Origin of the sequence: Neorhizobium galegae, from assembly GCF_017877055.1 — a bacterium.
Lineage (GTDB): Bacteria > Pseudomonadota > Alphaproteobacteria > Rhizobiales > Rhizobiaceae > Neorhizobium > Neorhizobium galegae_D.
The window spans coordinates 365,765-392,162 of the sequence record NZ_JAGIPG010000005.1 but is presented as its reverse complement, the minus strand read 5'-3'; the positions used below and the strand labels follow the sequence as shown (position 1 = coordinate 392,162).

The following is a 26,398-nucleotide window of genomic DNA, read 5'->3' as shown; positions in this document are numbered from 1 at the left end:
TCACCCCAGCCGCAAGACGGCGCCCATGACTGCCGGCGCGTCTAAACGGTTCATTCTCAACTCTTATCGAGACCGTAAGCGGAATGCAAAGTCCGAACAGCGAGTTCCGAATAAGCACCGTCGATCAGGATCGAAATCTTGATTTCCGAGGTGGTGATCGCCTTGATGTTGATGGATTTTTCGGCAAGTGCCTTGAAAGCGTGCGCGGCAACGCCGGCATGGCTGCGCATGCCGATGCCGATCACCGACACTTTCGCCAGGCCTGATTCGGTCTGGACGACATCGAAGCCGATCTTTTCCTTGTTGTCGTCGAGCACCTTCATGGCCTTCTGCACGTCGCCGGACGGCACCGTGAAGGTCATGTCGGTGCGCGAGCCGTCTTCCGACGTGTTCTGCACGATCATGTCGACATTGATATGCGCTTCGGCAAGCGGGCCGAAGATCGCAGCCGATACGCCCGGCCGGTCGGCAAGGCGCCGGAGCGAGATCTGCGCTTCATCCTTGGCATAGGCGATGCCGGTGACGACTTCCTGTTCCACGATTTCTTCCTCGTCGCAAATCAAAGTACCGGGCGGGTTCAAAAGGTCGCCCATGCCCGGTGCATCGGGATCCTCGAAACTGGAGCGCACGAAGGTGCGGACCTTGTGGACCATGGCGAGCTCGACCGAGCGCACCTGCAGAACCTTCGAGCCGAGCGATGCCATTTCGAGCATTTCCTCGAAGGAGACCTTCTTCATGCGCCGCGCCTGGGGCACGATGCGCGGGTCGGTCGTGTAGACGCCGTCGACATCCGTGTAGATATCGCAGCGGTCGGCCTTGACCGCGGCCGCGATCGCCACCGCCGACGTGTCGGAACCGCCGCGGCCGAGCGTCGCGATCCGGTTGTCGGGGCCGAGCCCCTGGAAACCCGCGACCACGGCCACCTGGCCCTCGCCCATCCGCTTGACGATCTCGGAACCGTCGATCTCCATGATCCTTGCTGCGCCATGGGCGCTGTCGGTGCGGATCGGGATCTGCCAGCCCTGCCAGGACCGGGCATTGATGCCCATCGACTGCAGCGCAATGGCAAGGATGCCGGACGTCACCTGTTCGCCGGATGCGACGACAGCGTCATATTCGCGCGCATCGTAAAAAGGCGAATTGGCGCCGGAAACCTTCGGCATGTCCTGGACCCAGCCGACAAGCTCGTTGGTCTTGCCGGACATGGCGGAGACGACGACTGCGACCTCGTGCCCGGCCTCTACCTCACGTTTCACATGGCGCGCGACGTTGTGAATGCGTTCGAGATTGGCGACCGAAGTGCCGCCGAATTTCATGACGATGCGAGCCATACCGACAAAAACCACTGTTTCGCCAAGAGGCTCGGGAGCCTTGGGCGCCTGCTTTCAAACCGCCTCGCAATCCCGTCGTTTATGACAGGATTATCGAGTTGCGGGGTCTCTTATCGAAAAGGCTGAAAAGGCGCAATGGTCAGAACATGGCCGAACGGTACGCTTCGGCGGCAGCGTGTCGCAATGCGGATACAAAAAAGGCCACCCGAAGGCGGCCTTTTGAATTCCTGAATGGGCCAGCGGTCGAACCACTGCAGCGGGCTAGGTCAACCGGGGTCCCGGTAGAAACGGTCACGGTCGCCGCGCCAGACCGGCGGACGGGGCGGCTGGGGGTCTCCCGGGCTCCAGCTGCGATCCCGATCCCAACGCGGGTCACCGTAACGATCCCAGCGTGGCGGCGCAGGCGGAGGCGGCGGAAGCCGCGCGTCGCGCCTCCAGTCGTAGCGGTCCCAACGATCGCGATCACGATAGAAGTCGCGGTTGCGATAGTAACGCCCCCAATAGTTGCCGACGTCAAACGTGACCATCGGAATGCCGAGGCCCTCGTAATAGTCGGGGGCAACATAGACTCGGTTGGAACGATAGGTCGCCTGCACGTAATTGCCCGACACCCAACCGCGTCCGCCGACGAAGGCGACGTCGCACCAGTTGACGCTGCTCATGCAGCCATAGATCGTGACCGGCGCGCCGACCGGAATGACGTCGACGGCCGGATAGCCGGTGCTTGGCCCGGACCGCATGTTGACATTGGTCGTGGCAACCCCGCGCACGGCCGCATCCGCAATCGACGGCGCCACGAACAGGGCGCAAAGTGCCGCAACGGACACCAGAACTTTCTTCACGGGCTTCCTCCTGAGAAACCGAATAACATGAACCGGACTTGACCATTTGCCGGGCGGATTTCGCCGGATGTCAATGTTCGAGACATCCGCATTGTTCCAGCACGGCGCTGAATGGTGCATGAATAACCGATTGTGCGGTGTCAACCTCTGGCCGGCCCGGTCGATTGGCGCTCGGCGATATGACAGGCAAGCTCTACCCGCCGCGCCGGATTTGCAAATCCCGTCATCCCGTCCCGCAGAAGATCGAGCGCCACGGCGCCGAGCTCGCGCATCGGAACATGCACGGTCGTCAGCGGCGGATTGAGGAAGGCGGCCTGCGGCAGGTCGTCCATGCCCATCACCGAAACGTCGCCCGGTACGGTATACCCCATCTGCTGCACGCCCATCATCGCACCGACTGCGAGACTGTCGCCCGCCGTCAGCACAGCCGTGAAATCGAGCCCGTTCCTGCGCAACCGCTCGCTGACCGCCTGGGCAGCAAGCTCCGGCAGCCAGTCCTCGACCGGCACGACGAGATCCGGAGGACAAGGCAGACCGTGATGTTGGAAGGCATCCTGCCAACCTTCGCGCCGCCGGTCGATCGTCCGCCGGCCGGGGCGCATCAGGAACAGGATGCGTCTGTGGCCCAGCCGGATGAGATAGTCGGTCGCAAGATGCGCGGCCGAGCGATTGCAGGGGGTTACGCTCGACAGCCGCATCATCGGATCGTCGCCGTTGATCAGCACCACCGGCTTGCCGAAACCGCGGGTGGCCTCGAGCATTCCTTCGTCATCGACGGTCAAGAACAGCAATCCCGCGACGTCGGGATCGACCAGCGCCTCCTCCAGAACCACCTTCTCCTCCGACTGGTCGGCGACCGCGCGGGTGACGATTTCAAACCCGAGAGCCTGCGCACGATCCCGCAGCCCTTCCAGCACATAGAGCGTGAACTGATTGCGCACGTAGTCGATCATCGCCGCGCTGGAGGCCGCCAGGATCACCTTCTTGCCGGCGACCGGCGTCGGCATTGCGTAATTGGCGTCTTTCGCTGCCTCCATGATCCGCTGGCGGATGTCCGCGCGCACGCCCTTCTCGCCGGCCAGCGCCCGCGATACGGTGGAGAGCGACACGCCCACCTTTCCCGCAATATCCTCCAGCCGCACCCGCCGGCTTTTCTTGCCGCGCTTGCCCGGCACGATCGTCGCTGCCATGGCATCCTCCGTTCATGAATGCGCACACTGCAAAAAATTTTCAGATTGCGCAATCAATTTTCAGATGTTTTCATAGAACTGCCGCTCGGGAGATGCGGATCGAAATGCTGCGCAGCAAATGCTGCTGCAAAGGGAGGAATTGAGACATGGGCCTTTCAGCCCGGGAGATCCGTGAAAAGCTTGACCGCCTCGTGACCGGCATGACCGGGCTTCGTGACGACGGTCGTTTCCACGAACCCAATCTCGACGGAACCGCCGGCGACTATATCTCTTTCGAAAGCTGGGAATGGCCGCAGGGCGTCGGCCTCTACGGTCTGATCCGGCTGTGGCTGTTCACTGGCCGCGACGATCTGAAGGCGCTGATCGAGAACTGGTACGTGGCCCGCATCGAAGCCGGCCTTCCCTCGCTCAACGTCAATACGACGGCGCCGATGCTCGGCCTGTCCGTTCTCTGGCGCGAAACCCGCGACCCGCGCTGGCAGCCGGTGCTGGACGCCTGGGCCGACCGGGTCATGAGCCAGATGGGCCGCACCGAGGAAGGCGCCTTCGAGCATCACGTCTCCGACAAGGTGAACGACGACGAACTCTGGGACGACACGCTTTACATGGTCGCTCTCTTCCTCGCCTCCTACGGCGAGGCGAGCGGCCGCCGCGAACTGGTCGATGAAGCGGCCCGCCAGTTCCTCGTCCACTCTCGTTATCTCGCCGACACCAAGACTGGCCTCTGGTTCCATGGCTGGACCTTCCAGGGCCGGCACAATTTTGCGCAAGCCCGCTGGGCGCGCGGCAACGCCTGGATCACCGCCGGCATGCTCGACCTTTTCGACCTCGCCGAGGTTTCGAAGCCGATAAAGGACTTCCTGCTCGGCGTGTTGACAGCGCAGGTCAACGCGCTGCTGCCGCTGCAGGCCGCTTCCGGCGCCTGGCGCACCTTGCTCGACGATCCGTCGTCCTACGAGGAAATCTCGGCGACGGCCGGCTTCGGTTACGGCCTGCTCAAGGGCTATCGCCTCGGGCTTGGCACCCACGAATGGCGCGTCGCCGGCCTCAAGGCTGTCGAAGCGGTGCTCGCCAATATCGACGAAACCGGCACCGTGCTCAACGTTTCCTATGGAACGCGTATGGGCCATGATCTGCAATTCTACAGGGACATTCCCATCCAGCCGACCGGCTACGGGCAGGCGCTTTCGATCCTCTGCCTCTCCGAAGCCATCCGGCATGTGGAAACGGGAGGCGAGACGGCATGACGATGAAAGTTCTCTACGGGGCCGGCCCCAACGACATCAAGGCTTACGACACCGCGCGCCTGCGCGCCGAATTCCTGATGGAAGATCTGTTCCAGGCCGACAAGGTCAGCTTCACCTATACCCATGTCGACCGCCTCATCGTCGGCGGCGCAGTCCCGGTATCGTCGACGCTGCGCTTCGGCTCCGGCGAAGACATCGGCACGCCCTTCCTGCTCTCGGCCCGCGAAATGGGCATCGCCAATCTCGGCGGCACCGGCGTCGTCTCGGTCGACGGCAAGAGTTTCACGCTCGAAAACCGCGACGTGCTTTATGTCGGCCGCGGCGCCCAGGACATCTCTGTCGCCAGCGCCTCGGCCGAAAAGCCGGCCCGGTTCTACATGAACTCCGTTCCCGCCGGCGCCGATATCCCCCACCGCCTCATCAAGCGGGCGGAATCCAAGATGCTGACGTTCGGCGATGCCAAGCGCGCCAACCTGCGGAACCTCAGGATGTACATCCATCCGGAAGTCACGCCGTCCTGCCTGCTTCTGCTCGGCATTACCGATCTCGCCGACGGCAGCATCTGGAACACCATGCCGCCACACCTGCATGAGCGCCGCATGGAAGCCTACTGCTATTTCGACCTGCCCGAGGAAGAGCGCGTCATCCACCTGATGGGCCGCCCGGAAGAAACGCGCCACCTCGTGGTCAAGAACCTCGACGCGGTTCTGTCGCCTGCCTGGTCGATCCATATGGGCGCCGGCACGGCGCAATACGCCTTCGTCTGGGGCATGACCGGCGAAAACCAGGAATATAACGACGTGGCCCCCGTGGCCCTTAGCGAACTGAAGTGAAGACGACCATGAATCCCGAAGCAAACTGGATGCGGAAAACCTTGAAGCCGGGCGAAGCCGTCCGCTACTGGCAGCTCGGCAGCATCGCGCAAGAGCGTTTCGACGTGCCCGACGCCCCGATGAAGGGCGAGATGGACCCGTTCTTCTTCCTGACCAAGGTCAAGAACTTCATCCCGCACGAATATCCCTGCCGCACCATCTTTGCCGAAACCTACCGCGGCAAGCGCCCGGATGTCCGCGGCTCTTTCGACGCGACCCGCTGGTGGCTGCCCTTCGGTTCGCCGCGGCTCGATCTGTCGGGCTTCTGGTTCCGCCCGACCCGTCTCGCCACCTGGACCCGCACCTATATCGAGGCGGAGACCGCCGGCACCGCGAAGATCCGCCTCGGCACCTGCGGCGGCGCGGTCATCTGGGTCAACGGCACGGAAGCCGGCTGGATGGCGCCCTATAGCCGCAATCTCGAAGCCAAGCAGGAATTCGAACTGCCGCTGGTCGCCGGTTTGAACGAGATCACCCTGTTCTTCGACGACCTCGCCGAGCGCGATGCCCGTTATTTCTACCAGTTCGACTATCTCTCCGGCCCGGCTGCCAGTGTCGCCCTGCCGGTCCCGGTCACAAGTGCCGTCGCCGCAAGCCTCGAAAAGGCGCTCGACACCATGTATTTCGACCGCCAGCATTATTTCGGCGGCGACATCACCTTGGCTCTCTCCGCGCCCCTGCCGGTCGAGGTTAAGGTCAATGTCGCGGTCGAGGGCGACTTCATGTCGCGCGAGCGCTTCGATTACGACTTCACCCTGGCAGCCGGCGCCACGAGCCTCAATATCGGCCCGTCGGAAAAGGCGCCCGCCGACTTCCGCCACTTCCGCATCACCCTCAATGCCGGCGGCTTCGTCGTGTCCCGTTCACTCGGCGTCGAGATCTGCCATGCCGAAAGCCAGGGTCAGGCTCCCGCGTCGCTGGGCGACCGCATCACCGAGACCCTGGCGCAAATTTCGGAAAATTCCGAGCGCGACACCGTGCGCGCCTTCGCCCGTCTCGCAAGCGGCCGTTCCGGTCCCGATACGGATGCGATGATCGAGGAAATCCTGCCCTCGATCGAAGACTGCCACGACTGCGCCGACTTCTCGCTGGTGCCGCTCATCTGGTCGCGCACCGTCTGGGGCAAGGACATCAACGAAAAGACCAGGAACCGCATCGACGGCGCCATCCTCAACTATCGTTACTGGATGGATGAGCCGGGCAATGACGTGCAGTGGTATTTCTCCGAAAACCACGCCCTGCTGTTCCATACTTCCGCCTATCTCGCGGGCAGCCTCCTCCCAGACGCCACCTTCGTCCGTTCCGGCCGCAAAGGTTCGGAGCAGGCGAAGGTCGGTGCCGCCCGCGTCCGCGCCTGGCTCGACCATTTCGAGCACTGGGAAATGGCCGAGTTCAACTCGGCGCCCTATTTCCCGATCGACCTCAAGGGGCTGACGGCGCTTGCCGCGCTCTCCCCGGACAAGGATATCGCCGACCGCGCCAAGGCGGGCATCGTCCGCCTCTGCGAAATCATCGCCCGCTCCGCCCATCATGGCATGGTCACCGCAGCGCAGGGCCGCTCCTACGAGCACACGCTCTGCGCCGGCCGCTCGCTGGAACTGTCCGGCGTCGCCCGCCTGCTCTGGGGCAAGGGCTGGTATGGCCGCCGCGTCCATTGCCTGCCGCAGATGGCCGTCTGCCTGCGCGATCATGGTCTCGAAATCCCGGCCGAGTTCGCCGCGATTGCCGATCACCGCGGCAGCCAGCACCAGGAATGGCGTTTCGCCCAGGGCGAAAACTCCTTCGCCGCTCTTTATCACTACAAGGGCGAGCACTTCGCCATGGGCTCGACGGTCCATTACCGCTGGGACGAATGGGGTTACCAGGAAACCGTCCTGCACCTGCGCCTCGGCGACAAGCCGGAAGCGGCGATCTGGATCAACCATCCGGGCGAAACCATCCAGTTCGGCTACGGCCGCCCGTCCTATTGGGGCGGCTGCGGCACCATCCCGCGCGCCCAGCAATATCGCGGCCTCGCCGTCCTCGAATTCACCACCTACGAGGAACAGCCGGATTTCACCCACGCCTGGTTCCCCAAGGCCGAGTTCGACGAAACACTCGTTTCCGGCGGCGTGGCGCTTGCCCGCTCCGGCAAGGGCGCCGTCATGCTGCTCAGCCCCTCGAAGCTGGAGGCCGTGACCGATGGACCGTCGGCAGGGGCTGAACTGCGCCAGTACGGCCGCAAGACCCGCTGGATCGTCCGCGTCTGCGAATCGGACAATCTCACGGCCGTAGAATACCGTTTCAGCGGGCTCGCCCCGAGGCAGGAATCCGACGGCGCCGTCGTTGTCGAGGACCCGGAATATGGTACCGTCCGCTTCAGGAAGGACGGCTCCGTGGAGGCCGAAGGCCGCGTGATCGCGCGGGCGGACTATACAGTAAAAGGCGAAGCAACAATGCTGAGCGCTTCGTGATCTAAAAACCGGACGGGTGGAGGCCCGTCCATTCAGAGGAGGAAATGACCATGAAAACCAAATCGCTTCTGGCGGGCGCAGCGCTCGCCCTTCTGATGTCGACGGCAGCCCATGCCGGCGACGTGCGGATTATGTGGTATTCGGACGGCGTCGAAGGCGACGTCATGAAGGACCTCGTTGGTCGTTTCATGAAGGAAAACCCGGGCATCAACGTCATCCTCGACAACGTTGCCTACAGCGTCATCAAGGACCAGCTGCCCGTCCAGCTCGAAGCCGGCAACGGCCCGGACATCGCCCGCGTCACGGCGATCAAGGACCTTTCCAGGCATTGGCTCGACCTGCGCCCGCTGGTCAAGGATGCCAAGTATTGGGACGACAATTTCGGCGCCCAGGCCGACTGGATGCGTCCGGACGGCTCCAAGCAGATCTCCGGCTTCATGACGCAGATCACGCTCACCGGCGGTTATGCCAACAAGACCCTGTTCGATCAGGCCGGCGTCCCGCTGCCGGGCCCGAAGGCCACCTGGGAAGAATGGGCGGCAGCGTCCAAGAAGGTGAAGGATAGCCAGAAGCTTCCGTTCGCCATGGCGATCGACCGTTCCGGCCACCGCCTCACCGCTCCGCTCCTGTCTTACGGCGCCAACTATGTCGGCCAGGACGGCAAGCCCGCTCCGCTCGACAAGGGCGCCAAGGACTTCCTGACCAAGTTCGTCGGTTGGGTCGGTGAAGGCTCCTTCGCCAAGGACGTCTGGGTCTCGGCGGCCGGCTCGACCTACCGCGCCGCGGCCGAAGACTTCATCAATGGCCAGCTCGCCTTCTATTATTCCGGTTCCTGGCAGGTGGCGAACCTCACCACCAAGATCGGCAACAGCTTTGACTGGGTCGCGACCGGCAGCCCCTGCGGCCCCGCTGCCTGCACCGGCATGCCCGGCGGCGCGGCACTCGTCGCTGTGAAATACACCAAGAACCCGAAGGACGTCGCAGCCGTCATGGACTGGTTCGCCCAGGAGAAGATCGTCAAGGAATTCTCCGAGCGCACCCTCTTCCTGCCCGGCCACAAGGGCGTCGTCGACAAGGGCGGCCTCGACTTCAAGACCGACAACGCCTTCGCCAAGGCGGCGTTGACCAAATATGTCGAGGCATCCAAGACCACCGCCGACACAGCCTTGAAGCTGCCCGGCTGGCGCTGGTCCGACACGGTCTATGCCGCGATCGTCACCCGCGTCGGTCAGACCCTTGCCGGCGAACTGAAGCTCGAAGACGCGTTCACCCGTATCGACGCCGACATCGCCCAGAAGGTCAAGGACAGCGGCCTCTGATGACAGCGTGGGTGAGAAACCTTCACCCCGCCTCTGCTCCGCTCGGCGCACCCTCTCCCCGCAAGCCGGGCGAGGGTGGACGGCGACGGCGCAGCATATCCCTTCTCCCCGCCTGCGGGGAGAAGGTTCCGGCAGGCGGATGACGGGCGAGCCTCGCCATCCGGACAAGAAGACAAGGAGGGATGGAATACCAACATGAGCACGACGTCTCTCACCGACCGCCTCGGCAGCCTCCTCATGGCGCCTGTACACCTCCTGATGCGCATCATCGACATACCGCTCCGCGCCGTCCAGAAGACGACCGGCATCGGCGGCATGGCGGCCGTATTCCTTGCCCCGAACATGCTGATCTTCGGCATTTTCGTGCTGCTGCCCCTCGTCATCAACTTCGTCTACTCGATGACCGGCGGCACCGCCTTTTTCCTCTCCGAGCGCCAGTTCGTCGGCACCGACCAATATGCCCGCCTGTTCCAGTGCGCCAACTACCTCGACCCGATGTCCTGCCAGGAGGATGCCTTCTGGACCGCCGTCGGCAACACGTTCTGGTTCGTGATCCTGCAGGTGGCGCTGATGATCGGCGTTTCGCTGATCACGGCATTGATCCTCAACCGCGATCTCGCCGCCCGCTCCTTCTGGCGCGCCGTGTTCTTCTTCCCGGTCCTGCTGTCGCCGGTTGTCGTCGGCCTGATCTGGAAATGGATCCTGCAGCGCCAGGGCCTCCTGAATTTCGGCCTCTACCAGTTCGGCATCGAGCCCTATACCTGGCTCACCGACCGCAACTGGACCTTCATCGCGACGATCGGCGTATCGATCTGGGCGCATATGGGCCTCTACACGCTGATCCTGCTCGCCGGCCTTCAGGCGATCCCCAAAGATCTCTATGAAGCCGCCGAAATGGACGGCACCAAGCCGGCGCGCGTCTTCCGGCGCATCACGCTGCCGCTTCTCATGCCCAATCTCCTGGTCGTCGTTGTCCTCGCACTGATCAAGGCCGTGCAGATCTTCGACGAGGTCTTCGTGCTGACCGGCGGCGGTCCCGGCACCAGCACGCTCTACCTCACGCAATATATCTACGAGACCGGCTTTGCTTCGGCGCTCCGCAATCCGGGCCTTGCCGCTGCCGCCTCGATCCTGATGGGCCTCGTGCTCGTGGTGCTTACTCTGGTCCAACTCGGTATTGGCCAGCGTAGCGAAAAGAAGGGGAAACGCTAATGGGTGTCGCCTCCCGCTTCATTCTGCGCCGCCGCGGCGGCAAAAGCTGGCACTGGACGGATATCGTCACCTGGGTCTGGCTCATCGGCGGACTGATCATCATGTTCGGCCCGGCCGTCTGGCTCGCCTTCTCGTCCTTCAAGACGCCGGCAGCGCTTGCCGAATTCCCGCCGTCGATCCTGCCCTATGTCACCAGCCAGGCGACCGTCCAGGGCTACGACAAGCCGCTGCAGCTCTTCGACGCCAAGATGCCGGATGGTTCGACCAAGGTGCTGGCCGAGGTGCGCCGCATCGGCCTCGTCGCCCAGATGGTCGATCCGAAGACGCCAGGCGAGATCGTCCGCGTCAACATCAACGATCGCACCCCGGTACGTTCGGTCTCGTTTGCCACGGAAAACTATACGACGCCCTTCACCCAGTTCGATTTCCTGCGCTACCTATGGAACTCGGTCTTCGTGACGGTGACGGCAACGCTGATCACCCTGATCGTCAATTCCATGGCCGCCTTCGCGCTGTCGAAATACGAGTTCAAGGGCCGCAGCCTCGCGATGCTGATCATCCTTGCGACGCTGATGGTGCCGCTTTCGGTCATCATGGTGCCGCTCTATTCGATCATCTCGTCGCTCGGGCTTTTCAACAGCCTCTGGGGTGTCATCCTGCCGACGGTGGCGACCCCGACCGGCGTCTTCATCCTGCGTCAGTACATGCTGACCATTCCCGACGAATTGATCGATGCGGCGCGCATGGACAAGGCGTCCGAATGGCAGATCTACTGGCGCATCGTCCTGCCGCTGACGGCACCGGCGCTCGCCGTGCTGGCGATCTTTTCGGTCGTCTGGCGCTGGAACGACTTCCTGTGGCCGCTGATCGTGCTGTCGCGCCGCGAGCTCTACACCCTGCAGGTGGGCCTCAGCATCTATTCCGGCGAGCTCAACGTCCAGTGGCACTTCATCCTGGCGATGACGGTCGTGACCATGATCCCGGTCGTGCTTGTCTTCATCTTCCTGCAGCGTTTCATCACCACCGGCATTGCCGGCACCGGCCTGAAGTAAGGATCCCCGATGGGCGAGATCACACTCACCAAAATCAAGAAATCCTTCGGCGCAGTCGACGTCCTGAAGGACATCGACCTCGATATCAAGGACGGCGAGTTCATCGTTTTCGTCGGCCCGTCCGGCTGCGGAAAGTCGACCTTGCTGCGCACCATCGCCGGCCTTGAAAAGGTCACCGGCGGCCAGATCGAAATCGACGGCAAGCGTGTCAACGAAGTCTCCGCCGCCGATCGCGGCCTTGCCATGGTCTTCCAGTCCTACGCGCTCTACCCGCATATGAGCGTGCGCCAGAACCTCGCCTTCGGCCTCGAAAACTCCAATATGCCCAAGGCCGAAGTGGCAGATCGCATTAACGAAGCCGCCCGCATGCTGGAGATCGAGCCCTATCTCGAGCGCCGGCCCGGCCAGCTTTCCGGCGGCCAGCGCCAGCGTGTCGCAATCGGCCGCGCCATCGTGCGTCGCCCGACCGCCTTCCTGCTCGACGAGCCGCTGTCGAACCTCGACGCCGAACTGCGCGTCTCGACCCGCGCCGAACTTGCGGCACTCCACGCCCGCCTCGGCTCGACGATGATCTACGTCACCCATGACCAGGTGGAGGCGATGACGCTTGCCCATCGCATCGTCGTCATGCGCGCCGGCAAGATCGAACAGGTCGGCACCCCGCTCGACCTCTACAACACGCCCGCCAACCGCTTCGTCGCCGGTTTCATCGGCGCGCCCCACATGAACTTCCTCGCCGGCGAGGTCGCCGAGTTGCAGACCGGCACGGTGACATTGGTGACATCGGGTGATCATCGCATGCTCGTACCATTCTCGGGCCATTCCCTGTCTGTCGGCGACAAGCTGACGATCGGCATCCGCCCGCAGCACATCACGATCGCCAACGATCCCGGCAGCCTCAAGGTCAAGGTCCGGCTGGTCGAAGCCCTCGGCTCCGAAACGGTCATCCACGCGGATCTGAACGGCGAAAAACTTCTCGCCGTCGTTCCCGGCCAGAAGCAGCTTTCTCCGGGAGACGAAGCCCATTTCTCCGTCGCCGGCGCCCCCTTGCACCTGTTCGACCGGAATGGACTGAGGGTGAAGGGGAGCTAGTCCCACCCCCCATTTCATCGAGCCCGCCTCAACCGGACGATGGAATGGCCGGCCGATTGCGCGAACGTTACAATCCCTCACCAACCGCAGCGGGAGGGGAGGTTCTGATGTTCCGTATTCTTGTGATTCTATTGTTGGCCGTGGTCTTCGTCGGACCGGCCACGGTGTCGCCGGCCAATGCCCAGACCAGAATGGTCAAGACCAAGCCGACGCCGGCGACGATGGCGGCCGGCGAGTCCGTCCTGTTCGACGACAAGAGCTGCCCCGCCGGCATGATCGCGCGATACACCAAGTCGCAGCGCAAGGAACAGATCGGCAAGAGGTGCGTGCATCTGAACGGCACGCGGTAGCTCCGGCGATCGCTGGAGAGATGGTTGCTGCCCGAAAAGACGCGGCCCGAAAGACGCTGTTCGTCTGAGAGATATCTTCAGAGATAGCTTTTGAAAAAGGCCAGCATCGCCCGTCGCATCGCCACTGTCTCGCGATGGCCGACGCCTGCCTCCGGCAGGAACACCAGCGCGCCGAGCGCTTCGGCCTTCAGATAAGCCGCCTCGGTCTCGGCAAAGGCGCGCTCCACCGCGTCAGGCGGCGTCAACGGGTCGTCCCAGCCGATGCAGATCAGCTGCGGCCGCGGCGCCGCCAGTCCGGCGATCTCGCCGACCGAGGTTTCCCTGAGCAGCCCCGGCACGGTCAGGTAATGGCCGTGCAGGTCGTGGGCGCCGGTTTCGACCAGGGTCGCGAAATCCGCGTAACAGCATAAGTGCGCATTCGCCTTCGCCCGCGAATCGAGCGCCGCGAGGAAATAGGCAAGCGTCGCGCCCATCGACAGCCCCGCGACGCCGATCCTTTGCGGATCGACCTCCGGCCGCCCTGCAAGCCAGGTCAGCGCCGCAGCCTGTTCGGACAGCATCTGCCCGAACAGCGTTTTCCCGTGCCAGAGCGCCGCCTTGGTCGCCGCATCTTCCGTTACCCCTGCGCGTTCGCCGAAGGTTGGCATGTCGATGCACAGAACCACATATCCCTCGCGCGCCAGCGCCGGCCCCGGCGCATCGAGCAGAGCCGGCCGGCCGTCGATCAGTTCGGAGGCGCCGATATCCCACCGGGCGCCATGCGCATGGGCATGCAGGATCGCCGGACCTGTGGTCAGGAAGCCTTCGCTCGGCCTGGTCAGGAAGCCGCGCACTTCCGTCCCGTCGCCCAAGCGAAACCGCAGCCTCTCGAGAATATAGCCGTCCCGGAATTCCGTGGAACTGTCCGTAAGCGTCAGGACGACCTCCTCGAAGGCAAGCAACTCCTTCAATCGCTCAACCGTGATCGCCATCGTCCCTCCTCCCGGCTCGCCATCCTGCCCTCCAAGCGAGGATGACTGCCTTTTGTGCCCTACGGCTTTTCAAAGACATAGACGAAAACTCCTTCCCTCGCATCCCCGCCTTACGATCCATGCCTACAATCGACCCGTCCCGTCTCGGCTACACCGGTCCGCATAACCGGCGAGATGGGACCGGTGATCTGGCGAACCCCCGTTATGCAAGCGGGTTGCCAGGGGCTGCGCAGAAAATGGTCCCCTCTCGCCTTAAGGCGGGGCGTGCGTGTGTCGCACACAACCCGGTATGGCATCCGTGCTCATTTCCACGGAGTTAAATTCCATATCGCCGCAGAGGGACCGGAATTGCGCGGAAAAACACACCGAACGGGACACGTCGCGTGTCACTATTAAAATTTCAATCGAGGCACACGACGTGTCCCGGCCGATCCTCGGGTTCGACCCGAAACTGAAATGACTGGCATCACCAAGAACGGACTCCGTCTTGCAGGAGGTTCACGGAAGGACATGGATAAATCGGGTTTGAGCGACTACGAAAAGCTTCGCGCCGAACAGCATGAGGAATTATGCCGCGCCACGGCGTCGCTCGGCTTTCTGGGCAACGGCTTCTGCCGTTTGCGCGCCTGCCGCCGCCGGCGTGTCTGCAGCGGCCCGATGCTGCCGTCGATCCATAAGATCCGGAAAGTCCGCGCCCAGCAGGAAATCGGCCTGAGCGGCAAGGCTTGCGCCGATCTTCCGCTTTGTATCGCCAATCGCGACCCGGAATATTATGAACTTTTCAGACAGACCATGCAGGAGCTTCAACAGGCCGCGACGGAAGAACCGAATGTCGACCTGCTGCGCGTCTGCATCTGGACTGCGGCAAGGCGGCGCCCTGCGAGAAACATCTCTTGACTTCTCGTCAGCTCCATCCGACTTCAACGATAGAACAAGGAGCAGGACCATGACAGAAGTCGCCCGCAGCACGATCGACCAGAGCGAAGTGGATCGGTTTTCCGCCATGGCCGCGGAGTGGTGGGACCCGACCGGCAAGTTCAAGCCACTCCACAAGTTCAACCCCGTGCGGCTCGCCTATCTCCGCGACCGAATCTGCGAAAATTTTGGCCGCGATCCCCATAGCCACCTTCCCCTTTCCGGCCTGCGCATCCTCGATATCGGCTGCGGCGGCGGCCTGCTCTCCGAGCCGATCGCGCGCATGGGCGCGACTGTCGTCGGCGCCGACCCGTCGGAAAAGAACATCGGCATCGCCTCGACCCATGCGGCGGAAACCGGAACCTCGGTGGACTACCGCGCCGTCACCGCCGAACAGCTCGCCGAAGCCGGCGAGACTTTCGATGTCGTGCTGAACATGGAAGTGGTGGAACACGTCGCGGACGTCAATTTCTTCATCACCACCTGCGCCAACATGGTCCGCCCCGGCGGCCTGATGTTCGTCGCCACCATCAACCGCACCTTCAAGGCCGGCGCGCTCGCAATTTTTGCCGCCGAAAACATCCTGCGCTGGCTGCCCCGCGGCACCCATCAATACGAAAAGCTGGTCCGCCCGGACGAGCTCGAAAGACCGATCTCCTCAGCCGGCATGGACATCATCCACCGCACCGGCGTCTTCTTCAACCCTCTCCAGGACCGCTGGAACCTGTCGCCGGACATGGACGTCAACTACATGATGCTGGCCAAGCGCCCGGCGTGAGGAACTTCCGCGGCCTGCCGTTTCTGTGATAAGCTTTGGAGCTTTCTTCTGGAGAGACCAATGGCCGAGGCCGTGAAAATCACCGTGACACGGGAGCCGGACATCCAGGATTTCGTTCGCGATCAAATGGAGCGCGGCTCCTTCACGTCCTCTGGCGAATATATCGAGACGGTACTGCGCGAGCGTTACGAGCGCGAACGTGCCCGCGAACGGCTGGACGCAAAGTTGCAGAAGGGGCTCGACGATGTTCGGGCCGGCCGCGTAGTCCCGATCGACGAAGCATTTGCGGAAGTCCGTAAACGGCTAGGCATAGCCAAAAGCGGGCACAGTACCAGCGCCGGCCACTAGCTCAGGCCGCCAGCCGTTTCGCCGCCCCGATCATTCAGTTCGTGTCTTCGGGGATGACCGGCAGCGGTGCGACCTCGATGCCTTCGTCGAGAAGGTCGCGCACCTCGCCGAGGCTCGCCTGGCCGATGATGCCGCGGGCATCCGCCTCGCCGTAATGGATCTTGCGGGCTTCCTCGGGGAATTTTTCGCCCACGTCCTCGGCATTGGCCTTGATCGCTGCAACCGCTTCCTTGAGCTTGGCGATCGCTTCCTGGCGGGCCAGGTCCATCACCATCGCCTGCTTCTCTTCCTTTTTTCGGGCGGTCGAAACAGAAGGCGTCATCAGCGTTTTGGAGACCGAGGCGGAATTGCAGACCGGACAGGTGAGGAACCCGCTCGCTACCTGCCGGTCGAAATCGGCGCTTTCCGAAAACCAGCCTTCGAACGTGTGGGCATTGTCGCAGATGAGCGAATACTTGATCAAGCGGCCACCTCTCCCGCCGCGTCGGGAACCGCATCGAGCGAGAACTCGCGGGCGTTCTTCAGGTTCGGGATCTTTCCCCGTGCCGCAGCGACTGCGGCGATGTCGATATCGGCCAGCACGACGCCCTCGCCGTTGCCGCCGGCGGATGCCAAGACCTTGCCCCAGGGATCGACGATCATCGAATGGCCAAATGTCTCGCGGCCGTCCTCATGCACGCCGGCCTGGGCGGCGGCAATCACGAAGGCGCCGTTCTCGATCGCCCGGGCACGCAGCAGGATCTCCCAATGAGCCTCGCCGGTCTGGCGGGTAAAGGCGGCCGGCACGGTCAGGATCTCGGCCCCGGCCAAGGCTTCCGTGCGGAAAAGCTGCGGGAAACGCACATCGTAGCAGATCGCGAACCCAAGCTTGCCGAAGGGCAGGTCCGCGACACGGGCTTCGCTGCCCGGCTCATAGGCCGAGCTCTCGCGCCAGCTCTCGCCATTGTCCAGATCGACATCGAACATATGGATCTTGTCATAGGTGCAGATCTGCCGGCCGCACGGCGCGAACAGGAAGGCGCGGTTGGCGATCTTGCCGCCATCGACGGCAATCGCCGTCGAGCCGATATGCAGATGGATGCCGAGTTCGCTCGCGAGGCTCCGGGCGGTCGAAACGATGATGTCTCCCGCCTCGTCGCGCAGCACGGCGCGCATGGCCTTGCGGTCCCGCTGCAGGAAGCCGGTCATCTCCGGGGTCTGAATATAGACCGCACCGTGCGCCGCGGCTTCACGCACCAGCCGGGCCATGTCGGCGGCGTTCCTTTCCGGATCGACGCCGGAACACATCTGGATGGCAGCAACCTTGAAAGCCATGCAAGATACCTCTCAGTTCGCCAGCATCGGGTCCAGCTTGCCCGCTCTGTCAAGTGCGTGCAGATCGTCGCAGCCGCCGACATGCGCGCCGTCGATGAAGATCTGCGGGAAGGTCGAACGACCGTTCGCCTTGCCGATCATCTCCTGGCGCAATTCCTGCGAATAGGTCGCGTCATGCTCGGTATAGGAAACGCCTTTCGTCTCCAGCAGTGCCTTGGCGCGTGCGCAGTAACCGCAATATTCGCGGGTATAGATAGTGACCTCTGCCATGATCGTCTCCGGGCGCGGCCCAGGGGGAAGGAAGTCGGAGATAGGCCGCGCGCAATAATGTCTTCTTCTGTCATATAGGCGCGGCAACAGCCATTGCAAAGGTCAAAACCGTGACCTCCGCGGCGCCTGCTTTCTTCAATGCGCGGGTGGCGGATGAAACTGTCGCACCGGTCGTATAGACATCGTCGATCAGCACCAGCCGCTTACCGAATATGCGATCCTCATGGCCCGGAGCGATCGCGAAAGCCGCCCGCACGTTGTCCTCGCGAGCCCGCGCCGAAAGCCCCACCTGCCGGTTCGTGCGCTTGACGCGGATGAGGGTGGAGGCGAGGAACGGCCGCCCGGATTTCTGTGACAGATGCCGGGCGAGCTCCGCCGCCTGGTTGAATTTCCGTGAGGCGAAACGGGAGCGATGCAGCGGTACGGGCAGGATGGCGTCGCAGGCGGCAACATGCCCGTCCGAGGCGCGCAGCATCCAGCCGGCCATCATGCCCGCAAGATCGGTGCGGTCGCGGTATTTCAGCGAATGGACGAGGTCACGGGCCGCGCCCTCGAAGATTGCTGCCGAACGCAGGCGGTCGAAGACCGGTGGTTCGGCAATGGCTTGGGCCGACAGGATGCCGGGCCCCGGATCATACGAAAACGGCAGACCAAGCTTTTCGCAATAAGGCCGCTCGATGAAACGGATCTCCCGCCAGCAGGTGGGGCAAAAACCCTGATGCGCCCCAGTCCGCACCCCGCAGCCCGGACAGATCGGCGGATAGACGAGATCGCCCACCCATCTCGTCCACCCCACGGTAAACGATGTTAAAAGTCGCAGGGCATTGACGTAGGGCTCGGCGGACATGACTTGACAATAGCGGACGGAGCGCGCCTTTGCGACGGCAGAATACGAGTGGACGGCCATGGAAATTCTTTTCGACGAACAGCTGGTGAGCGCACGGCGCAGACGCGCGATAACCACCCGGGACAGCAACGCCGCCTTCCTCCTCGACATCGCCGGACGCGAGCTTGCAGACCGGCTGTCGGTCGTCGAACGGAAGTTCGAGACAGCGGTCGAACTCCACGGCGGAACCGGCATCGCCGCCCGCGAGGCGCTCGCCACCGGCAAGATCGGCACCTTAAGCCGCGTCGAGACGGATGCCGCCTTTGCCCGACCTGGAGATGCCTTCACAGCGGCGCCATTGGAAGATGTGCCCTTGGAACCCGGTTCCGTCAATCTGGTCCTGTCGCCGCTGTCGCTGCATCTGGTCAACGACACGCCCGGCACGCTGATCCGCATCCGCCGGGCGCTGAAGCCCGATGGGCTTTTTCTGGCGGCGATCCCCGGCTCCGGCACGCTCCAGGAAATGCGCGACGTCCTTCTGTCCGCAGAGGCTGAACTAACGGGCGGCGCGAGCCCTCGCGTCATTCCGTTCGCCGATGTGCGCGATGTCGGCGCCCTCTTGCAACGGGCCGGCTTCTCTTTGCCGGTCGTCGACGCCGAGACCTATACGGTGCGTTACGACTCGCTTTTCCCGCTGATGCGGGACCTGCGCGCCATGGGCATGACCAATCCCCTCGCCGGCCGCAGCCGCGTGCCGGTCGCAAGGCGTTTCTTCGTAAGGGCTGCAGAGCTTTATGCGGAACGTTATTCCGATCCGGACGGCCGCATCCGCGCCACGTTCTCGATCATCTACGCATCCGGCTGGGCGCCGCACGAAAGCCAGCAGAAGCCGTTGAAGCCGGGCTCCGCCAAGATGCGGCTGGCCGACGCGTTGCGCAGGGAAACGGAATAACAGCGTTAGCGGGTAGCGTCCTCGTAGGTATTCGCGATACCGCCGAACATGTTGTTCATCAGGTCGTAATAGCCACCGAGCGCCGTAAACAGCGTTACCGCCAGAATGGAAACGATGAGGCCATATTCCACGGCCGTTGCGCCGCTGTTATCATTCAGAAGGAATCTGAAAAGGCGCATGGAAAATCCTTCAAACCAAAATATGCGGTCCTAAAAGGCCCGGGTATCAGCAGTCGCTGCCGACGCCGTAGCCCTGCACGATGCAGACAGAGCCGGGCGTTTCCTGCAGCACGCTGCGCCGGATCGTATAATGTCTTGCGCCCTTTTCGCCGGGCTTGATGGAGCCCGTACTGATCAGGTCGAAATCTTCCTGGACATGCGCCAGTCGGCGCTCATCATTGCGGCTGGCAAGCATCGGCGTCACGATCAGCGAAAGCGCGATTGCGGCCGTCCCGAACAGGAGTGCGATATTGAGCGCGCCGGTTTTGCCGGAGCCATGCGTCGTCCGCTGACGGACCCGCACAGTTTTCCAGAATTCCTCGTCCATGCCTTCTAAAGCCTCATCAACGCGTTACCGGATAAGCCTTGAAGGTGCCACAATCGGCTAAACGATCCCTTAACGCCGTATAAATCCGACGGCTCCAATTTTACCGATCAGAGCAGGTCCTGCAGGATCGGGATCAGCGGCTCGTCGGCCGGCGGCATCGGGTAATCCCTGAGTGCGTTCGGCCGCACCCACTTGATCGCCTGCCCTTCCCTGCCCGTCGGAATGCCTTCGAAGCGACGGCAGATATAGAGCGGCATCAGCAGGTGGAAGGTTTCGTAGGTGTGGCTGGCGAAGGTGAGCGGCGCAAGGCAGGGAATCCTGGTGACAATGCCCAATTCTTCCTCGAGCTCGCGCACCAGCGTCTCCTCGGGCGTCTCACCGGACTCGACCTTGCCGCCGGGAAACTCCCAGAGGCCGGCCAGCGACTTGCCTTCGGGACGCTGGGCCAGAAGGATGCGGCCGTCGGTATCGATCAGCGCGCAGGCGGCGACGAGCAGGATCTTGCGGGGGGTGTCGCTCATGCCCGGCTTTCCTGCCGCCAGTAACGGTACTCGTAGGCCTTGCGGAAGCCGAACTTCCGATAAAGCGCCATCGCCGGTTCGTTGGTCGAAACCACTTGCAGCCAGGCCGAACGCGCACCGCTGATGCGAGCCCAGCGCAGCGCCGAGGAGAGGATTTCGGTGCCCACACCCTCGCGCCGATGCTCTTTGGCCACGGCAAAGGAGATGATGCCGGCAAGATCGTTGTCCTGGACGCAGAGCGCCACGGCGGCGGCCCCTTCCTGCGGATTCTCCTTGATGAAGAAGCCGGAAGTCGGCTTGATCGAACTCAGAATCTCGGCAAGCGCCGGCTTTAGAGCCGGATCCTCGCTATCAACCGCAAGGCTCGCATCGCAGAACCGGCCGATATCGTGGCTCGGCAGGTGATCGAGCGTGTCCGGCAGTTCCAGTTCGGTGAGGTTGACGCTCAGGACGTCGACGGTTTCGAACACCCGCCAGCCGGCGGCATCGAGATGGTCGATGAGCTTGGGAGGAGCGAGCGGCGTCTCCCGGACGACCAGCTGACGGCCGTAATTCTCGAACCGCTTGCGCGCCTTCTCGAGCCGCATCGCCATGTCGCGGTGATCGGAGGGATCAAGCGGCACGATGCAGTTCAATCGCTTGGAAGGGTGGCCGCCCGTCAGCCGCACCTGCCAGCTTCCGTCATAAACGACGGACGCCGCCGGCCAGGCCCGAAAGCCCACGGCTTCGAGCCGCCTGACCAATGGCAGATCGTTCTGAGGAGAAGATGCTTCGTTCAATTCCTGTCAGCTCCGGTAGTCGCCGTTGATGGCAACATATTCCTTGGTGAGGTCGCAGGTCCAGACGGTCGCCCGGCCGTTGCCAAGACCGATATCGACCTTCACCGGAATGTCCTGTTCCTTCATGACGGCGGTGGTCGCGGCTTCGGAATAGGCCGGATCACGCTCGCCGTCGACGGCAACGCGCACGTCGCCGAACCAGATCGCCAGCCGGTCGCGGTCGGCCATTTCGCCCGACTTGCCGACGGCCATGACGATGCGGCCCCAATTGGCGTCTTCGCCGGCGATCGCGGTCTTGACCAGCGGCGAGTTGGCGATCGAAAGAGCGATCGTCTTCGCTGCTGCATCGCTTTCGGCACCGGTGACGGTGATTTCGACCATCTTGCGGGCGCCTTCGCCGTCGCGGACGACCTGCAGCGCCAGATCCTTGAGCAGATCGTTGAGCGCCGCGCGGAAGCTCGTCAGACGCGGGTCGTCGGCGGTTTCGACGCGGGCCTGGCCGTCCGCGGCGGCAGCACTGGTCGCAAACAGCATCAGCGTGTCGGAGGTAGACGTGTCGCTGTCGACGGTGACCGAATTGAAACTCGGGCCGACGCCGGCGGAAAGCAGGCTCTGCAGAACCGGCGACGCGATGTCGGCATCGGTCGCCACGAAGGACAGCATCGTCGCCATGTCGGGCGCGATCATGCCCGCACCCTTGGAGATGCCGTTGATCGTCACCTTGACGCCACCGATCTCGGCGGTGCGGGTCGCGACCTTCGGATAGGTGTCGGTGGTCATGATCGCTCGTGCCGCTTCCAGCCAGAAGTCGCCGGTGGCGCCGGTGTTCATGTCGCCGAGCACGCCCGCGAATTTCGTCGCGTCCAGTGGTTCGCCGATCACGCCGGTCGATGCCAGATAAACCTCGTTTTCGCCGCAGCCGACCGCTTCGGAGGCCGATTTCGCGGTAAGCGCCGTCGCAGCCTTGCCCTTGATGCCGGTAAAGGCATTCGCGTTGCCGGAATTGACGACCACGGCGCGGGCGACCCCGTGCGACAGATTGGCGCGGCAGAAATCGACCGGCGCCGAAGGGCATTTGGAGCGGGTGAAGACGCCGGCGACGGTCGCCGGCTCGTCGAACACCATCAGCAGCACGTCGGTGCGGTTCTTGTACTTGATCCCGGCGGCGGCGGTCGCCATCCGCACGCCGCGGATCGCCGGCATGTCGGGATAGGATTTCGGAGCAAGCGGCGAAACGGAATCGGACATCGGAAAACTACCTGGCTCAAATAGGAAAAGGGCCTGGAAGAACCAGGCCCGTTGTCAAAGCTTACTTCTGGACCGGCGCGTCGCCCGCGTCCTGCATCTTGCTGACATCGTCATAACCCTTCCTGAGGGCCTCATCCTTGATGTCGATCTTCTGTTCGCTCTTGGCCTTGGTGATGAGAGCGACATACTTGTCGCGCATCACCAGCTGCTTGACCTGGTCCTCGACCTGCTCGAAAGCCGGTGCCGGAGCATCGCGCTTGTCTTCGAGCTTGATGACGTGATAGCCGAACTGTGACTTGACCGGGGTCTTGGTGTATTCGCCCTTCTTCAGCGCGAAAGCGGCTTCCTCGAATTCCGGAACCATGCGGCCGCGGCCGAACCAGCCGAGGTCGCCGCCTTCGTCCTTGTTGCTGTCCTGCGACTTTTCCTTGGCGATCGCGGCGAAATCCTTGCCCTTGTCGAGATCGGCGATGACCGCCTTGGCCTCGTCCTCGGTCTTCACGAGGATGTGGCGGGCATGCACTTCTTCCTGCTTCGGCAGGGAAGCGATTTCCTTGTCGTAACGGGCCTTGATCTCTGCAGGGGTGGTGGCGTCGATCACATGCTTGCGGAAATAGGCGTTATGCAGTTCGCGGTCGGCGATATAGTCCATCCGCTTTTTGAAGTCGGGGGTGTCCTTGATGCCTTCGGCGAGAGCGCCCTTGGCGAGCAGCTTGACGTCGATGGCGCCGGAAAGGGCTGCGACCTTCTTCTGGTCGTCGGGAAGCTGGGCGAGCTGCGGGTCGAGGTTCTGGACCGCAATATCCAGTTCCGACTGGTGGATTTCCAGCTCACCGACCTTGGCAACGACCGGATCTTCCGCCGCAAAGGCAGGAGCCTGGCAGAGGATCGCAGCGGCCAGCGCGGCCGTCATGAGAAATTTGTGGCGCAACATCGATAAAGACCTTTCGATAAGGGAACCGGTTTCAGAACGTCTGATTCCGGCCAGAAAACCTTCACAAACACCGGATTGTGGCCATTCTGTATCGGCCGCCACCGTTGACATCATTCGACCCCCCTCTTATCTGTCACGCAACTTGGCGTCCAGCAGAGTTTCCGGGCGTGACGGGTCATTTTATCGGCATCAGAAACCGATGGTTCGACCGGTCCCACGCCCCCATGGGACAGATTTCAGAAAGGACCATTCGTATGGTCAGCCTTGGCGGCATCGCCCGCAAATTGTTCGGTTCGGCAAACGATCGCCGCGTGCGCAGCTATCAGCCGAGCATCGACGCTATCAATGCGATCGAGGAGAAGACCAAGGCTCTCTCCGACGAACAGCTTGCAGCCCAGACCGTGGAGTTCAGGAAACTGCTCGCCGACGGCAAGACGCTCGACGACCTCCTGATCCCGGCCTTTGCGGTCGTGCGCGAGGCGTCCCGCCGCGTGCTCGGCATGCGCCCGTTCGACGTGCAGCTGACCGGCGGCATGATCCTCCACGATGGCGCGATCGCCGAGATGAAGACCGGTGAAGGCAAGACGCTGGTGGCGACCCTGCCCGTCTATTTGAACGCGCTCGCCGGCAAGGGCGTGCATGTGGTCACCGTCAACGACTACCTCGCCCAGCGCGACGCCCACACGATGGGCAAGCTCTACGGCTTCCTGGGCCTGACCACCGGCGTCATCGTCCATGGCCTCGACGACGACCAGCGCCGCGCCAACTACGCCTGCGACATCACCTACGCCACCAACAACGAACTCGGCTTCGATTATCTGCGCGATAACATGAAGTACGAGCGCAGCCAGATGGTCCAGCGCGGACACAATTACGCGATCGTCGACGAAGTGGACTCGATCCTGGTCGACGAGGCGCGCACGCCGCTGATCATCTCCGGCCCGCTCGACGACCGTTCGGAACTCTACAACACGATCGACGCCTTCATCCCGGTCCTGACGCCGGAAGACTACGAGATCGACGAAAAGCAGCGCTCCGCCAACTTCTCCGAAGCCGGCACCGAGAAGCTCGAAAACCTGCTGCGCCAGGCGGGCCTGCTGAAGGGCGAATCCCTCTACGACGTCGAGAACGTCGCGATCGTCCACCACATCAACAACGCGCTGAAGGCCCACAAGCTCTTCACCCGCGACAAGGATTATATCGTCCGCAACGACGAGATCGTCATCATCGACGAATTCACGGGCCGCATGATGCCCGGCCGCCGGTATTCGGAAGGCCAGCATCAGGCGCTCGAAGCCAAGGAAAAGGTGCAGATCCAGCCGGAGAACCAGACGCTCTCCTCGATCACCTTCCAGAACTATTTCCGCATGTACGGAAAGCTCGCCGGGATGACCGGTACGGCGCAGACCGAGGCGGAAGAGTTCGGCAACATCTACAAGCTCGAAGTGGTCGAAGTGCCGACCAACCTGCCGATCCAGCGTATCGACGAGGACGACGAGGTCTACCGGACCTTCGACGAAAAGTTCAAGGCGATCATCGCCGAGATCAAGGACGCCCATGAGCGCGGCCAGCCGGTTCTCGTCGGTACCACCTCGATCGAGAAGTCGGAATTGCTGGCGACCATGCTTCGCCAGTCCGGGTTCACCAACTTCCAGGTCCTGAACGCCCGTTACCACGAGCAGGAAGCCTATATCGTGTCGCAGGCCGGCGTGCCGGGCGCCGTCACGATCGCCACCAACATGGCTGGCCGCGGCACCGACATCCAGCTCGGCGGCAATATCGACATGCGCCTCGAGCGCGAGCTCGAAGGCATGGAGCCGGGTCCGGAGCGCGATGCCAAGGAAGCGGCAAGCCGCGAAGAAGTCAGGCAGCTCAAGGAAAAGGCGCTTGCCGCCGGGGGCCTCTACGTCATCGCCACGGAACGCCACGAAAGCCGCCGCATCGACAACCAGCTGCGCGGCCGTTCCGGCCGTCAGGGCGACCCGGGCCGCTCGAAATTCTACCTGTCGCTCCAGGACGACCTGATGCGCATCTTCGGCTCCGACCGCATGGACAGCATGCTGCAGAAGCTGGGCTTGAAGGAAGGCGAGGCGATCGTCCACCCCTGGATCAACAAGGCACTCGAACGCGCCCAGAAGAAGGTCGAAGCCCGCAACTTCGACATCCGCAAGAACCTTCTGAAATACGACGACGTCACCAACGATCAGCGCAAGGTGATCTTCGAGCAGCGCATCGAGATGATGGACTCGGAAGACGTATCCGAGACCGTCGAGGACATGCGCAACGAGGTGATCGAAGTTCTCGTCGCCAAGCATATTCCCGAACGCGCCTATGCCGAACAGTGGAATGCCGCAGGCCTTCGCGAAGACGTCGGCCGTATGCTCAACCTCGACCTGCCGATCGAGGACTGGGTCAAGGAAGAAGGCATCGGCGAGACCGATATCCGCGAACGCATCACCGAGGCTGCCGACAAGGCTGCCGCCGATCGCAAGGAGCGTTTCGGTGCCGAGATCATGACCTATGTCGAGCGCTCGGTGCTGCTCCAGACGCTCGACCATCTGTGGCGCGAGCATATCGTCAATCTCGACCATCTTCGCTCGGTCATCGGCTTCCGCGGTTACGCCCAGCGTGACCCGCTGCAGGAATACAAGGCGGAAGCCTTCGAGCTGTTCCAGGCCCTGCTCGCCAACCTGCGCGAGGCGGTCACCGCCCAGCTCATGCGCGTCGAGTTGGTGCAGAACCCCGAGCCGCCGCAGCCGCCGGCGATCTACGACGAACAGCATGTTGATCCGACGACCGGCCTCAATCAGGTGACCGGCTTCGACAGCGAGAACTTCATTGCCGCCCCGGAAGACCGCCGTCCGGAAGACCAGTCCACCTGGGGCAAGATCGGCCGCAACGAGGCCTGCCCATGCGGATCCGGCAAGAAATACAAGCATTGCCACGGCGCTTTCGAACAGGCCTGAGGCATCTGCTAGAACTTGATGATACGAACGCCGCCCTGCGGGCGGCGTTTTCGTTTCCGCCTTCCGGAAG

Annotated in this window: 25 protein-coding genes and 2 pseudogenes; 13 read left to right on the top strand and 14 right to left on the bottom strand. The window is 62.9% G+C overall.

The annotated features are described in order from the left end of the window. Positions 1-56: 56 nt before the first annotated feature. The 3 genes and pseudogenes from J2857_RS28225 to J2857_RS28215 all read right to left on the bottom strand — a co-directional run bounded on the left by J2857_RS28225 (position 57) and on the right by J2857_RS28215 (position 3,363). A complete protein-coding gene (locus J2857_RS28225; RefSeq protein WP_046605362.1) occupies positions 57-1,331 on the bottom strand; it encodes an aspartate kinase in 1,275 nt (424 codons plus the stop codon). A 275-nt stretch (positions 1,332-1,606) separates the two neighbouring features. Further along, positions 1,607-2,173, bottom strand: a pseudogene (locus tag J2857_RS31150) (SH3 domain-containing protein); the annotation flags it as partial. A gap of 140 nt (positions 2,174-2,313) precedes the next feature. Next, positions 2,314-3,363 carry a LacI family DNA-binding transcriptional regulator gene (locus J2857_RS28215; protein ID WP_210013375.1) on the bottom strand — a complete coding sequence of 350 codons (1,050 nt, stop codon included), beginning with the start codon at positions 3,361-3,363 and terminating at the stop codon, positions 2,314-2,316. Positions 3,364-3,509: 146 nt separating this feature from the next. Here J2857_RS28215 and J2857_RS28210 point away from each other — a divergent pair, with 146 nt between their 5' ends. From J2857_RS28210 to J2857_RS28175, 8 genes are all read left to right on the top strand, one after another. Continuing rightward, a complete protein-coding gene (locus J2857_RS28210) occupies positions 3,510-4,610 on the top strand; it encodes a glycoside hydrolase family 88/105 protein (protein WP_210013374.1) in 1,101 nt (366 codons plus the stop codon). Beyond that, positions 4,607-5,443 carry a 5-dehydro-4-deoxy-D-glucuronate isomerase gene (gene kduI, locus J2857_RS28205; RefSeq protein WP_210013373.1) on the top strand — a complete coding sequence of 279 codons (837 nt, stop codon included), beginning with the start codon at positions 4,607-4,609 and terminating at the stop codon, positions 5,441-5,443. Before J2857_RS28210 ends, kduI begins: the two co-directional genes overlap by 4 nt. A gap of 8 nt (positions 5,444-5,451) precedes the next feature. After that, positions 5,452-7,935, top strand: coding sequence for a hypothetical protein (locus J2857_RS28200; protein WP_210013372.1), 2,484 nt, complete (start codon positions 5,452-5,454; stop codon positions 7,933-7,935). A gap of 50 nt (positions 7,936-7,985) precedes the next feature. Further along, positions 7,986-9,254, top strand: a complete 1,269-nt coding sequence (locus tag J2857_RS28195; protein ID WP_373426846.1) for an ABC transporter substrate-binding protein — start codon at positions 7,986-7,988, stop codon at positions 9,252-9,254. A 195-nt stretch (positions 9,255-9,449) separates the two neighbouring features. Then, complete coding sequence (locus J2857_RS28190) at positions 9,450-10,466, top strand: carbohydrate ABC transporter permease (protein WP_210013370.1); 1,017 nt, start codon at positions 9,450-9,452, stop codon at positions 10,464-10,466. Beyond that, the gene (locus J2857_RS28185) at positions 10,466-11,518 is read left to right on the top strand and encodes a carbohydrate ABC transporter permease (protein ID WP_210013369.1); all 1,053 of its coding nucleotides are present in this window, start codon (positions 10,466-10,468) and stop codon (positions 11,516-11,518) included. Before J2857_RS28190 ends, J2857_RS28185 begins: the two co-directional genes overlap by 1 nt. 9 nt (positions 11,519-11,527) lie before the next feature. Next, positions 11,528-12,610 carry an ABC transporter ATP-binding protein gene (locus tag J2857_RS28180; RefSeq protein WP_210013368.1) on the top strand — a complete coding sequence of 361 codons (1,083 nt, stop codon included), beginning with the start codon at positions 11,528-11,530 and terminating at the stop codon, positions 12,608-12,610. A 107-nt stretch (positions 12,611-12,717) separates the two neighbouring features. After that, complete coding sequence (locus tag J2857_RS28175) at positions 12,718-12,960, top strand: DUF6719 family protein (protein WP_210013367.1); 243 nt, start codon at positions 12,718-12,720, stop codon at positions 12,958-12,960. Between the two features lie 77 nt (positions 12,961-13,037). Here the strand turns inward: J2857_RS28175 and J2857_RS28170 are convergent, their stop codons facing one another. Then, positions 13,038-13,931 carry an alpha/beta hydrolase family protein gene (locus J2857_RS28170; protein ID WP_210013366.1) on the bottom strand — a complete coding sequence of 298 codons (894 nt, stop codon included), beginning with the start codon at positions 13,929-13,931 and terminating at the stop codon, positions 13,038-13,040. A 510-nt stretch (positions 13,932-14,441) separates the two neighbouring features. Between J2857_RS28170 and J2857_RS28165 the strand changes: the two genes are divergently transcribed. The 3 genes from J2857_RS28165 to J2857_RS28155 are packed head-to-tail and all read left to right on the top strand — an operon-like array spanning position 14,442 to position 15,972. Further along, entirely contained in the window at positions 14,442-14,828 is a 387-nt protein-coding gene (locus J2857_RS28165; protein ID WP_210013365.1) for a hypothetical protein, read from the top strand. A gap of 49 nt (positions 14,829-14,877) precedes the next feature. After that, a complete protein-coding gene (gene ubiG, locus J2857_RS28160) occupies positions 14,878-15,624 on the top strand; it encodes a bifunctional 2-polyprenyl-6-hydroxyphenol methylase/3-demethylubiquinol 3-O-methyltransferase UbiG (RefSeq protein ID WP_210013364.1) in 747 nt (248 codons plus the stop codon). A gap of 60 nt (positions 15,625-15,684) precedes the next feature. Then, positions 15,685-15,972 (top strand): ribbon-helix-helix domain-containing protein, encoded by a 288-nt coding sequence (locus J2857_RS28155; RefSeq protein ID WP_210013363.1) that lies wholly within the window; start codon positions 15,685-15,687, stop codon positions 15,970-15,972. Between the two features lie 34 nt (positions 15,973-16,006). Here the strand turns inward: J2857_RS28155 and J2857_RS28150 are convergent, their stop codons facing one another. The 4 genes from J2857_RS28150 to J2857_RS28135 form a co-directional block, all read right to left on the bottom strand. Continuing rightward, positions 16,007-16,435 (bottom strand): DUF1178 family protein, encoded by a 429-nt coding sequence (locus J2857_RS28150; RefSeq protein ID WP_210013362.1) that lies wholly within the window; start codon positions 16,433-16,435, stop codon positions 16,007-16,009. Next, positions 16,432-17,286 carry a carbon-nitrogen hydrolase family protein gene (locus J2857_RS28145; protein ID WP_210013361.1) on the bottom strand — a complete coding sequence of 285 codons (855 nt, stop codon included), beginning with the start codon at positions 17,284-17,286 and terminating at the stop codon, positions 16,432-16,434. The genes J2857_RS28150 and J2857_RS28145 overlap by 4 nt, the downstream gene beginning before the upstream one ends. Before the next feature lie 12 nt (positions 17,287-17,298). After that, positions 17,299-17,556: a glutaredoxin 3 gene (gene grxC / locus J2857_RS28140; RefSeq protein WP_210013360.1), complete on the bottom strand. Its 258-nt coding sequence runs from the start codon at positions 17,554-17,556 to the stop codon at positions 17,299-17,301. Between the two features lie 70 nt (positions 17,557-17,626). After that, a complete protein-coding gene (locus J2857_RS28135; RefSeq protein WP_210013403.1) occupies positions 17,627-18,403 on the bottom strand; it encodes a ComF family protein in 777 nt (258 codons plus the stop codon). 58 nt (positions 18,404-18,461) lie between these two features. Here J2857_RS28135 and J2857_RS28130 point away from each other — a divergent pair, with 58 nt between their 5' ends. Continuing rightward, entirely contained in the window at positions 18,462-19,334 is an 873-nt protein-coding gene (locus J2857_RS28130; RefSeq protein ID WP_210013359.1) for a class I SAM-dependent methyltransferase, read from the top strand. A 5-nt stretch (positions 19,335-19,339) separates the two neighbouring features. Here J2857_RS28130 and J2857_RS28125 read toward each other — a convergent pair whose 3' ends face one another. The 6 genes and pseudogenes from J2857_RS28125 to J2857_RS28100 form a co-directional block, all read right to left on the bottom strand. Beyond that, a complete protein-coding gene (locus J2857_RS28125) occupies positions 19,340-19,513 on the bottom strand; it encodes a Flp family type IVb pilin (RefSeq protein ID WP_210013358.1) in 174 nt (57 codons plus the stop codon). Between the two features lie 46 nt (positions 19,514-19,559). Beyond that, a complete protein-coding gene (locus tag J2857_RS28120; protein WP_038540203.1) occupies positions 19,560-19,880 on the bottom strand; it encodes a hypothetical protein in 321 nt (106 codons plus the stop codon). Between the two features lie 107 nt (positions 19,881-19,987). Further along, on the bottom strand, positions 19,988-20,401 hold the full coding sequence (mutT, locus tag J2857_RS28115) for an 8-oxo-dGTP diphosphatase MutT (protein WP_210013357.1): 414 nt from the start codon (positions 20,399-20,401) through the stop codon (positions 19,988-19,990). Next, a pseudogene (locus J2857_RS28110) lies at positions 20,398-21,218 on the bottom strand (GNAT family N-acetyltransferase). The gene mutT and the pseudogene J2857_RS28110 overlap by 4 nt, the downstream one beginning before the upstream one ends. Beyond that, positions 21,187-22,428: a bifunctional glutamate N-acetyltransferase/amino-acid acetyltransferase ArgJ gene (argJ, locus tag J2857_RS28105; RefSeq protein WP_210013355.1), complete on the bottom strand. Its 1,242-nt coding sequence runs from the start codon at positions 22,426-22,428 to the stop codon at positions 21,187-21,189. Before argJ ends, J2857_RS28110 begins: the two are co-directional and overlap by 32 nt. Positions 22,429-22,489: 61 nt before the next feature. Continuing rightward, complete coding sequence (locus J2857_RS28100) at positions 22,490-23,362, bottom strand: peptidylprolyl isomerase (RefSeq protein WP_210013354.1); 873 nt, start codon at positions 23,360-23,362, stop codon at positions 22,490-22,492. A 254-nt stretch (positions 23,363-23,616) separates the two neighbouring features. On the opposite strand from J2857_RS28100, the gene secA reads away from it, so the two are divergent. Then, positions 23,617-26,328, top strand: coding sequence for a preprotein translocase subunit SecA (gene secA, locus J2857_RS28095; RefSeq protein WP_210013353.1), 2,712 nt, complete (start codon positions 23,617-23,619; stop codon positions 26,326-26,328). Positions 26,329-26,398: the final 70 nt, after the last annotated feature.